The organism is Streptomyces fuscigenes (genome assembly GCF_021556455.1).
Lineage (GTDB): Bacteria > Actinomycetota > Actinomycetes > Streptomycetales > Streptomycetaceae > Streptomyces > Streptomyces fuscigenes.
In genome coordinates this window covers 1-10,844 of the sequence record NZ_JAKGCV010000177.1, presented here as the reverse complement: position 1 = coordinate 10,844, position 10,844 = coordinate 1, and the positions used below count along the sequence as shown (strand labels likewise).

The following is a 10,844-nucleotide window of genomic DNA, read 5'->3' as shown; positions in this document are numbered from 1 at the left end:
CGCCACGGGCCGGCTCGCCCGGCAGGGACCCGCACGCGGACGCGGGCAGCGCCGGGCCGGCGTGCAGGGCGGCCGCGAAGGCCGCGGCGAGCTTGCGCGCGCCGGACGGTGAGGGATGCGTGCCGTCGTACGTGTCGTGGCGGATGTCGTACGCGACGGGCGGCGCGGTCGGCGGCGGTGCGAGCACCAACGGCGAGCGGGGTGTGCCGAGTTCGCCGAGCGTCGAGGCCAGGCGCGCGTTGAAGCGCTCGACCTCGGCGGCGAACGGGGCGTCCGTCGCGGCCCGTACGTTCGGCACGACGGGCAGGACCACGGCGCGTATGCCGGGCGCGGCGGCGCGCGCTTCGGCCACGAACCGCCGCACGTTCGTGTCCGTCTGCCCGCTGTCGGTGTAGAAGCCGAGGTCGATCAGGCCGAGCGAGACGAGCAGCACGTCGGGGCGGTGCTCGGCCACCGCGCCGCGTATGCGCGACGCCATGTGCAGCCAGCCCTCGCCCCAGGCCGCCAGGTGGGGGCTCGTGGCCGCGGCTGTGCCGCCCGCCGCCGGCGCGGCCGGCCCGGGACCGGCCGCCGCGTCCTCGTACTGGCGGGTCCAGGGGCCGACGACGGTCGCGGGGCCGCCGGAGCGCGGGCAGTCGGGGCAGTCCCCGAGGTGCCGGGCCATCCAGTGCCGCCAGGTCGCCTCTCCGGTGCGGCCGATGGTCATGGAGTCGCCGACGAACAGGAAGCGCATCCGGACATCATCTCCGAGCCGTCCCGGGGCCGGTGGGCCGGTGCGCTCCGGCCCGGTGGCGGCCGGTACCGCCCCGGCCGGCGACGGCCCGGCGGGCGGGGATGGCAGGGTGGGAGGATGCGCCCCCGACGCCCGCAGTTGACGCACCGGTCGAGAAGACCGCAGCCGCCGCTCTGGACCCGCCCTGCCCAGGCGCCCGACGGCCCCGCCGCCTGTGCGGGCCACCGCACCGACGGCACCGGAGGCCCCCGTGGCACCGGCGGCCGCGAAGGCCCCGACGGCGCCGGCGGCACGGCCACCGCGGTTGCTCCCCCTGCCTCCCGTGCTCCCCGTGTTTCCGGCCCGCGCGGATCCGGAGCCGCCCGGTCCGGGCCCCTCGCCGCGATCCTCCTTCTCGTGGCCGCCGTGCTCGTCGTCCTGCCGTCCGGGGGACGGGCGTTCGCGGAGGGGCGGCCCGACCAGGACTTCACGATCAAGGACCCGCGGATCACCGAGTCCAGCGGCCTCGCCGCGAGCCGCCTCCACCCCGGGGTCTACTGGACGCACAACGACAGCGGCGACGGCCCGTACATCTACGCCGTCGACTCCCGCACCGGCGAGACCGTCGCGCGGGTGACCCTGCGGGGCGTGGGCTCTCCCCGCGACGTCGAGGCGATCTCGCTCGGACCCGACGGCGACCTGTACGTCGGGGACATCGGCGACAACCTCGACGGTGCCTGGGACCACGTGTGGATCTACCGCTTCCCGGAACCGAAGCGGCTGGGGGACCAGAGCGTCGACGCCACGCAGTTCACGGTGAAGTACGCGGACGGGCCGCGCAACGCCGAGTCCCTGATGGTCGATCCCACCACCGGGCGCGTCTACATCGCCTCGAAGAACGAGGACGGCGGCGGACTGTACGAGGGGCCCGCGCGGCTGACGGCGACCGGCACCAACGTCTTCCGGCGCATCGCCCGGGTGCCGTGGGTGACGGACGGCGCGTTCTCGCCGGACGGGAAGCGGCTGGTGCTGCGGTCCTACCTCGGCGCGTACGGATACGCCTGGAAGGACGGGCGTCCGGGGGCGACCTTCCCGGTGAGCGCGCCGTTCCAGCAGCAGTCGGAGTCGGTGACGTTCACGCGGGACGGCAAGGCCCTGATGTTCGGCTCGGAGGGCCGCGACAGCGAGGTGAAGCGCGTCGACCTCAAGGGCGAGTCGGGCGGGTCCGACTCCGGCCGGGGGGCGGGTTCCGCATCCGGCGCGGCGCGCGGGGACGGCTCGGGGCGGACCTCCGGCACGTCCTCGTCCGGTTCGGGGGGACACGTGACGGTGGGCCTGGTGGTCGTCGTCGCGGTGCTGCTGCTGGTGTTCGGCGTGCGCAAGCGTTCGCGCAAGTCGCCCTGAGGGGATGCGGGACCGCGAACCACCGCGCACCGCCGGGGCACGGCGAAGGGCCCGGCCCCGGCGGGACGTCGTCCGCCGGAGCCGGGCCCGGGGCCCGTGCGAGACCCGCGGGGGACGCCCCGGGGGTCGCGCGGTCCCGTTGCTCAGAGGCGCTCGAGGACGAAGTCGATGCAGACCGTGAGGGCCTCGACGTCCGCGGGGTCGACGGCCGGGAACATCGCCACGCGCAGCTGGTTGCGGCCGAGCTTGCGGTACGGCTCGGTGTCCACGATCCCGTTGGCGCGCAGCACCTTCGCCACGGTGGCGGCGTCGACCTCGTCGGCGAAGTCGATCGTGCCGACGACGGAGGAGCGCCTGGCCGGGTCGGTGACGAACGGCGTCGCGTGCTTGGACGCCTCGGCCCAGCCGTACAGGGCGCGCGCGGAGGCGGCCGAGCGGCCGGTGGAGAAGTCCAGGCCGCCCTGCCCGTTGATCCACTTCAGCTGCTCGTTCAGCAGGAAGAGGGTCGTGAGGGCGGGGGTGTTGTACGTCTGGTTCTTCAGCGAGTTGTCGATCGCCGTCGGCAGCGAGAAGAACTCCGGCACGTGCCGGCCCGAGGCGTGCACGCGGGCGGCCCGCTCCAGGGCGGCCGGCGAGAACGCCGCGACCCACAGACCGCCGTCGGAGGCGAAGCCCTTCTGCGGGGCGAAGTAGTACACGTCCGTCTCGGCGATGTCGACCGGCAGTCCCGCCGCCGCGGAGGTGGCGTCCACCAGGACGAGCGCACCGTCGTCCGCGCCGGGCACCCGGTGGATCGGCGCCGCGACGCCCGTGGAGGTCTCGTTGTGCGTCAGGGCGTAGACGTCGACGCCGGGTTCGCCCTTGGCGTCGGGGTACGAGCCCGGGTCGGCGGACAGGACGGTCGGCTCGGCCAGCCAGGGGGCGAGCTTGGCCGCCTTGGCGAACTTGGACGAGAACTCACCGAACGTCAGGTGCTGGGACTTGTTCTCGATGAGCCCGTGGGTCGCGATGTCCCAGAAGGCGGTGGAGCCGCCGTTGCCGAGGACGACCTCGTAACCGTCGGGCAGCGAGAAGAGGTTGCTGATGCCGTCGCGGACCTCGCCGACGAGGTTCTTGACGGGGGCCTGGCGGTGGGACGTGCCGAGGAGCGACGTGCCGGTCGCGGCCAGCGCCTCGACCGCTTCCGTCCGCACCTTGGAGGGGCCCGAGCCGAATCGGCCGTCGGCGGGCTTGATGTCAGCGGGAATCTGAATATCGGCCACGGATCGGAGCGTAGCCCTTCGGGCAAACCCTGAGGAAACGTGTCCGTCGGATGAGACGGGCCGTCCACGGGATGTGGTAAAGGGCCCGTCCGGCCCACGTCGGCGCGTGCCGGGCAGAGGGACCGCATCCGGGCCGCACCGTCGCGGGCCCCGGCAACGGCAACGGCACCGGCAGCAGCCGCGGGCCAGCCGCGGGCCAGCCGCGGGCCTGCGGGCCGCGCCGGCACCGGTTGGGGTGCAGGCGCCCCGCGGGTGCCTCCCCGGCGCGCGTTTCGCACGGATGTGTGGCGGGTTGCGTTTGGGCAGTACATTGGACTTCTTGTTCACTTCAATGTACTGCGTTCGGAGGTTCGGGTGAGTTCGGGTACGTCGTCGTCGCGCGTGGCGGACGCCGTCGCGGCCCCTCCCGACGGTGCCCCGGGGCCCGTCGGCGGGGGATCGCCGTCGCGGTCCTACGGCGCGCTCGGGCTGGTGCTGTCGGGCTGCGTGTCCGTGCAGTTCGGCGGCGCCGTCGCGGTGTCGCTGATGCCGCGCGCCGGGGTGCTCGGCATCGTGGCGCTGAGGCTGGTGCTCGCCGCGCTCGTGCTGCTCGTGGTGTGCCGGCCGTCCCTGCGCGGCCACTCGCGCGCCGACTGGGTGACCGTGCTGTCCTTCGGCGGCGTGATGGCCGCCATGAACGGCTTCTTCTACGAGGCGGTCGACCGCATTCCGCTCGGCGCGGGCGTGACGCTGGAGGTCCTCGGCCCCCTGGCGCTCTCGGTGATCGCCTCGCGCCGGCTCGTCAGTGTCCTGTGGGCCGCGCTCGCACTGGCGGGCGTCTTCCTGCTGAGCGGCCTCGGCGGCGGCGGGATCGGCGGGCTCGACCCGGTGGGTGTCGCGTTCGGGCTGGCGGCGGCCGTCATGTGGGCCACGTACATCCTCTTCAGCGCCCGGACGGGCCGCCGTTTCCCGCAGGCGGACGGACTGGCCCTGGCGATGGGCGTGGGCGCGGTCCTCGCCCTGCCGTTCGGCATCGTGGACAGCGGGCCCGCCATGCTGGAGCCCGGCACGATCGCTCTGGCGCTCGGCGTCGCCGTGCTCTCGTCCGTCCTGCCGTACACGTTCGAACTGCTCGCCCTGCGGCGGCTGCCCGCCGCGACCTTCTCCGTCCTGATGAGCCTGGAACCGGCCATCGCGGCGACCGCCGGCTTCCTCATCCTCGACCAGGCGGTCACGGCCGTCGACGCGGTCGCGATCGCGCTGGTGATCGGCGCGAGCATCGGGGCGATCCGCACGCAGTTCAAGGCCCTGGGCAACCAGGCCGTGTCGTAGAACCCGGGTCCGTGGCCCGCCTCGCGCCGTGACGATCGGCGAGACCACGCCGGCCGCACGCCCGATCCGGGGAGCGGCGCGGATCCGGACACGGGGCGGCGCGCGCCCGGGGGCGGCGGCGCCGACGCCCTAGACTGTTCCGCCGCGGGATGTGCCGACAGGGCCGGAGGCGTCGCGGCGGGAGGGGGCCGCGCGGCGGTTCCGGTGGGCTCCGCCGGTCCCCGTGAGCTGGACCGGACCTCGCCGTCTGCGTCGTCAACGTCGAGGGAAGAACGGTCGAGCATGCTGCCCAGAGTGGAGGCGCGGGGGGACGGCCTGCCCGCCGCACCGGCCGGGGGACCCGCGCCCGCACCGCCGTCCGCCCGCCACCTCGCCACCGCGGTCCTGTGCTTCGCCGCCGTGCGGGCTCTCGGTCTCGTCGTCCTCGCGCTCTGGTCGGCGGCACGCGGCCGCAGCGCGCACGCCCTGCTGTCGCAGCGGTGGGACTCCCTCTGGTACGTGCGCGTCGTGGAGCAGGGGTACGACTTCACGCTCACCGCGCCCGGCGGCCGCACGCTCTCCGACATGGCGTTCTTCCCGCTGCTGCCCTGGCTGGAGGGCCTGCTCTCCCGCATCACCCCTCTCTCCCCGGGCGACGCGGGCCTCCTGGTCAGCGCGGTGTCCTCGCTCGCGGCCGCCGCCGGGATCTACGCCACCGTGCAGAGCGTGGGCCGCGCGCGCACCGCGTTCTTCACCGTCGTGCTGTGGGCGGCCCTGCCGGTCGGCGTCGTCCAGTCGATGGCGTACAGCGAATCGCTGTTCACGGCGCTCGCGGCCTGGGCGCTGTACGCCGTCCTCAAGGAGCGATGGCTGCTCGCCGGCCTCCTCGCGACCTGCGCGGGCCTGACGCGGCCGACCGGTCTCGCCGTGGCGTGCGCCGTCGTGGTGGCGGCCGTGGTGCGGGCGAGACGGGGAGGGGTGGGCGCGGACGCCGTGGCGGGTGTCGCGCTGGCCCCGCTGGGCGCCTGCGCCTACGTGCTCTGGGTCGGCACGCGGACCGGCGGCCTCTTCGGCTACCTCGCGGTGCAGCACGGATGGGGCAACGGATTCGACGGCGGGCTCGCCTTCGCCGCGTTCGTCGCGTCCCTGATGCACGGCGCCGCGATCCCGGCCGGGATCGCGCTCGTCGCGGGCGTCGGCCTGCTCCTCCACGCGTACCGCGCGGGCTTCAGGGCCGGCCTCCCCGCGCCTCTCCAGGTGTACGCGGGCCTCATCCTGGCGCTCGCGCTGTGCTCCTCCGGGTACTTCGGGTCCAAGCCGCGCCTGCTCATGCCCGCGTTCACGATCCTGGTGCCGATCGCGTCCCGCCTGGCCCGGTGCCGTCCGCGGGTCGCCCTCGCGATCTCGGGGACCGCCGCGCTCGGCTCGGCGCTGTACGGCGCCTTCTGGCTGAACGGCTCGGGCCCGCCCTGACCGGACGCCTGCGGCCCGGCCCCCGTCCGCGCGGCCACCACCCCGCCCCGGCACACCCGCCGCCCCGCCCCGCCCCGCGCACAGGGCGGCCGCCCGGAAACAAGCACGCATGCTTGTTCTTCCGGCGGGGCGCTGCCATGCTCCCCCGGGAAGGGAGCCCTCCATGCCAGCGACCGCGCCCGTCCTCCGCGTCGGCAATGCCTCCGGCTTCTACGGCGACCGCTTCGACGCCTTCCGCGAGATGCTCACCGGCGGCGAACTCGACGTGCTGACCGGGGACTACCTCGCCGAGCTGACCATGCTGATCCTCGGCCGCGAGCGCCTGAAGGATCCCTCGGCCGGATACGCCCGCACCTTCCTCAAGCAGCTGGAGGCCACCCTCGGCCTCGCCCACGACCAGGGCGTACGGATCGTCACCAACGCGGGCGGCCTCAACCCGGCCGCCCTGGCGGACGCCGTGCGGGGCCTGGCCGCCCGGCTCGGCGTCCCCGCCCGCGTCGCCCACGTCGAGGGCGACGAACTCCCCGGCCACGAGGGCGCGCTGACGGCCCACGCCTACCTCGGCGGCGCCGGCATCACCGCCTGCCTGCGCGCCGGCGCCGACATCGTGGTCACGGGCCGCGTCACCGACGCCGCCCTCGTCACCGGGCCGGCCGCCGCCCACTTCGGCTGGGAGGTGGACGACCCGGACGACCGCGACGCCCTGGCCGGCGCCGTCGTGGCGGGGCACCTGCTGGAGTGCGGGGCCCAGGTCACCGGCGGCAACTACGCGTTCTTCACGGGCCACGACGTCCGCAGGCCCGGGTTCCCGCTGGCCGAGATCCGTGCCGACGGGTCCGCCGTCGTCACCAAGCACCCGGGCACGGGCGGCGTCGTCGACGTCGGGACGGTCACCGCCCAACTGCTGTACGAGACGGGCGGCGCCCGGTACGCGGGCCCCGACGTGACGGCGCGCCTCGACACCGTCCGCCTGCGGCCGGACGGCCCCGACCGGGTCGAGGTCCACGGCGTGCGCGGCGAGGCGCCGCCGCCGACGCTCAAGGCCGGGCTGACCCGGATCGGCGGCTGGCGCAACGAGGTCGTGTTCGTGCTGACCGGACTCGACGTCGAGGCCAAGGCCGCGCTGCTGCGCGAGCAGGTCGAGGGCGCGCTCGCCGGGCGTCGGCCGGCCGGGGTCCGCTGGGAACTGGCCCGTACCGACCACCCGGACGCGGCCACCGAGGAGACCGCGAGCGCGCTGCTGCGCCTCGTCGTGCGCGACGCCGACCGGGAGGCGGTCGGGCGCGCCGTCACGGGCGCGGCCGTCGAGCTGGCGCTCGCCTCGTACCCCGGCTTCCACGTCACCGCCCCGCCCGGAAAGGGCTCGCCGTACGGGGTGTTCGAGGCGGCGTACGTCGCGCGCGGGCAGGCCCGGCACACCGCGGTGCTGCCGGACGGTACCCGCCAAGAGGTGCCGTCCCCCTCGGAGTTCCGCGAGCCGGCGGCCGTACCCGCGCCCCCGCTGCCGCCTCCGCCGGCCCCCGGCCCGGCCCTGCGGGCGCCGCTCGGACGGATCGCGGGCGCGCGCAGCGGAGACAAGGGCGGGGACGCGAACCTCGGTGTGTGGGTGCGCGACGACGCGGCCTGGCCCTGGCTGGCGCACACCCTGACCACCGACGAGTTGCGCCGGCTCCTGCCGGAGACGGCGGGGCTGCGCGTCGAGCGGCACGTCCTGCCCCGGCTGCGCGCCCTCAACTTCACGCTCCACGGCCTGCTCGGCGAGGGCGTCGCCTCGGGCGCGCGCTTCGACCCGCAGGCCAAGGGGCTGGGCGAGTGGCTGCGTTCGCGCCGCGTCGAGATACCGGAGGTGCTGCTGTGACCACCGAGACCGACCCCGAGCCGGGTCCCGACCCCGACCCCGAGCCGGCCCCGGCGCCCGGGCCCGATGCCGAACCCGCGGCGGCGGTGCGGGAACCCGCGACCGCCTCCGCGCGGGAGGCGATGCTCGGCAAGCTCGCCGAGCTCTCGGCCGAGCACGCCAAGGCGCTGGCGGGCGGCGGCGAGCGCTACGTCGCGCGCCACCGCCGCCGGGGCAAGCTCCTCGCACGCGAGCGGGTCGAGCTGCTGCTCGACCAGGACACCCCGTTCCTGGAGCTGTCGCCGCTGGCGGGCTGGGGCAGCGACTATCCGGTGGGTGCCTCGATCGTCACCGGCATCGGGGTGGTCTCGGGCGTCGAGTGCGTCGTCACCGCCAACGATCCGACCGTGCGCGGCGGCGCGTCCAACCCGTGGACGCTGAAGAAGGCCCTGCGGGCCAACGAGATCGCCCGGGCCAACCGCCTGCCGCTGATCAGCCTGGTCGAGTCGGGCGGCGCCGACCTGCCCTCCCAGAAGGAGATCTTCATCCCCGGGGGCGCGCTGTTCCGCGACCTCACGCGGCTGTCGGCCGCGGGGATCCCCACGGTGGCGGTCGTGTTCGGCAACTCGACGGCGGGCGGCGCGTACGTGCCGGGCATGTCCGACCACACGGTGATGATCCGCGACCGGTCCAAGGTCTTCCTCGGCGGCCCGCCGCTGGTGAGGATGGCGACCGGCGAGGAGAGCGACGACGAGTCGCTGGGCGGCGCCGTGATGCACGCCGGCACGTCCGGTCTCGCGGACCACTTCGCCGAGGACGAGCAGGACGCCGTCCGGCAGGCCCGCAGGATCGTCGCCCGCTTCAACCACCGCAAGCCCGGCCACGATCCCGGGCCGGTGGCGGAACCGCTGTACGACGCGGAGGACCTGCTCGACATCGTCCCGGCCGACCTGCGCACGCCCTTCGACCCCCGGGACGTCGTGGTGCGGATCGTGGACGGTTCCGTCTTCGACGAGTTCAAGCCCCGCTACGGGCCGAGCCTGGTGACGGGCTGGGCGCGGTTGCACGGCCATCCCGTGGGGATCCTCGCCAACGCGCGCGGAGTGCTGTTCTCGGCGGAGTCGCAGAAGGCCGCCCAGTTCGTCCAGCTCGCCAACCAGCGGGACATCCCGCTGGTGTTCCTGCACAACACCACGGGCTACATGGTGGGCAGCCGGTACGAGCAGGGCGGCATCGTCAAGCACGGCGCGATGATGATCAACGCGGTCGCCAACTCCACCGTCCCGCACCTGTCCGTGCTCGTCGGCGCCTCGTACGGCGCGGGCCACTACGGCATGTGCGGGCGCGCCTACGACCCCCGCTTCCTGTTCTCCTGGCCGAGCGCCAAGTCCGCCGTCATGGGCCCCCAGCAGCTCGCCGGGGTGCTGTCGATCGTGGCCAGGGCGGCGGCCGAGGCGCGCGGCACCCCCTACGACGAGGAGGGCGACGCGGCGCTGCGGGCGGCCGTGGAGGCCCAGATCGAGGCCGAGTCGCTGCCGGTGTTCCTGTCGGGACGGCTCTACGACGACGGCGTCATCGACCCGCGGGACACCAGGACCGTGCTCGGGCTGTGCCTCTCCGCCGTGCACAACGCGCCGGTGCGGGGCGTCGAGGGGGGCTTCGGTGTGTTCCGGATGTGACGGCTCCCCGGCCGGGCGGCGCGCGGCGCCCCGCCGCGAGGCGGCCGGGGGCGGACCGTCCGACGGGGGATGGTTCGAAGCAGGGGGGACGGTCCGAAGCAGGCAGACGGTGGGAGGTTCTCGGTGATCACGTCCGTACTGGTGGCCAACCGCGGCGAGATCGCGTGCCGCGTCTTTCGCACCTGCCGGGCGCTGGGCATCGCGACCGTCGCGGTGTACTCCGACGCCGACGCGGGTGCCCGGCACGTGCGTGAGGCGGACTCGGCGGTGCGGCTGCCCGGCGCGGCACCCGCCGGCACGTATCTGCGGGGCGACGCGGTCGTCGGGGCGGCCCTGGCCGCCGGCGCCGACGCCGTCCACCCGGGCTACGGCTTCCTCTCCGAGAACGCCGGCTTCGCCCGGGACGTCGAGGCCGCCGGCCTGTGCTGGATCGGCCCGCCGCCGTCGGCCGTGGCGCGGATGGCGTCCAAGACGCGGGCCAAGGAGCTGATGGCGGCGGCCGGTGTGCCGCTGCTCGCCCCCGTCGACCCCGAGACCGCCACCGAGGCGGACCTCCCACTGCTGGTCAAGGCGGCGGCGGGCGGCGGCGGTCGCGGCATGCGGGTCGTGCGGGACCTCGCCGCCCTGCCCGGGGCCCTCGAAGCGGCGCGGGCCGAGGCGCTCGCCGCCTTCGGCGACGGGGAGGTGTTCGTCGAGCCGTACGTGGAGCGCGGACGCCATGTCGAGGTGCAGGTGCTCGCCGACGCGCACGGCACGGTGTGGACGCTGGGCACCCGCGACTGCTCCCTCCAGCGGCGGCACCAGAAGGTCGTCGAGGAGGCGCCCGCGCCGGGCATCGGCCCGGAGCTGACGCGGGAGCTGTGCGAGGCGTCCGCGGCGGCGGCACGCGCGGTGGGCTACCGGGGCGCGGGCACGGTCGAGTTCCTCCTCGCGCCCGGCGGGCGCCCCGGCTTCCTGGAGATGAACACCCGCCTCCAGGTCGAACACCCGGTCACGGAGGAGGTGTTCGGGACGGACCTGGTCGCCTGGCAGATCGCCGTGGCGGAGGGAGCGGCGCTGCCGCCCGCGCCGCCGCCGCCGTCCGGGCACGCGGTCGAGGCGCGCCTGTACGCGGAGGACCCGGCGCGCGACTGGGCACCGCAGGCCGGGCGGTTCGAGGCGCTGGACGTGCCGGGCGCATCCGGCGC

The 10,844-nt window shown here is 75.4% G+C and carries 8 protein-coding genes; 6 read left to right on the top strand and 2 right to left on the bottom strand.

From position 1 onward, the window contains the following. The coding region (locus L1885_RS15895; protein ID WP_235797768.1) for a GDSL-type esterase/lipase family protein at positions 1–733 on the bottom strand (733 nt) is incomplete at its 3' end. A gap of 396 nt (positions 734–1,129) precedes the next feature. On the opposite strand from L1885_RS15895, the gene L1885_RS15890 reads away from it, so the two are divergent. After that, positions 1,130–2,116, top strand: a complete 987-nt coding sequence (locus L1885_RS15890; protein ID WP_235797767.1) for an esterase-like activity of phytase family protein — start codon at positions 1,130–1,132, stop codon at positions 2,114–2,116. A gap of 143 nt (positions 2,117–2,259) precedes the next feature. On the opposite strand, the gene serC is transcribed toward L1885_RS15890, so the two are convergent. Then, positions 2,260–3,378, bottom strand: a complete 1,119-nt coding sequence (gene serC / locus L1885_RS15885; RefSeq protein ID WP_235797766.1) for a phosphoserine transaminase — start codon at positions 3,376–3,378, stop codon at positions 2,260–2,262. A gap of 354 nt (positions 3,379–3,732) precedes the next feature. Between serC and L1885_RS15880 the strand changes: the two genes are divergently transcribed. From L1885_RS15880 to L1885_RS15860, 5 genes are all read left to right on the top strand, one after another. Next, positions 3,733–4,689 (top strand): EamA family transporter, encoded by a 957-nt coding sequence (locus tag L1885_RS15880; protein WP_372481954.1) that lies wholly within the window; start codon positions 3,733–3,735, stop codon positions 4,687–4,689. A gap of 282 nt (positions 4,690–4,971) precedes the next feature. Next, positions 4,972–6,141 carry a glycosyltransferase family 39 protein gene (locus L1885_RS15875; protein WP_235797765.1) on the top strand — a complete coding sequence of 390 codons (1,170 nt, stop codon included), beginning with the start codon at positions 4,972–4,974 and terminating at the stop codon, positions 6,139–6,141. Positions 6,142–6,304: 163 nt separating this feature from the next. Beyond that, positions 6,305–7,999 carry an acyclic terpene utilization AtuA family protein gene (locus L1885_RS15870; protein WP_235797764.1) on the top strand — a complete coding sequence of 565 codons (1,695 nt, stop codon included), beginning with the start codon at positions 6,305–6,307 and terminating at the stop codon, positions 7,997–7,999. Between the two features lie 86 nt (positions 8,000–8,085). Then, complete coding sequence (locus L1885_RS15865) at positions 8,086–9,657, top strand: acyl-CoA carboxylase subunit beta (protein ID WP_372481955.1); 1,572 nt, start codon at positions 8,086–8,088, stop codon at positions 9,655–9,657. 123 nt (positions 9,658–9,780) lie between these two features. Continuing rightward, positions 9,781–10,844 (top strand): ATP-binding protein (locus tag L1885_RS15860; RefSeq protein WP_235797763.1); only part of this gene is annotated, 1,064 nt, incomplete at its 3' end.

Coding starts and splice junctions, on each gene's coding strand:
- L1885_RS15875 (WP_235797765.1), top strand. CDS start 4,972: ATGCTGCCCAGAGTGGAGGCGCGGGGGGACGGCCTGCCCGCCGCACCG.
- L1885_RS15870 (WP_235797764.1), top strand. CDS start 6,305: ATGCCAGCGACCGCGCCCGTCCTCCGCGTCGGCAATGCCTCCGGCTTC.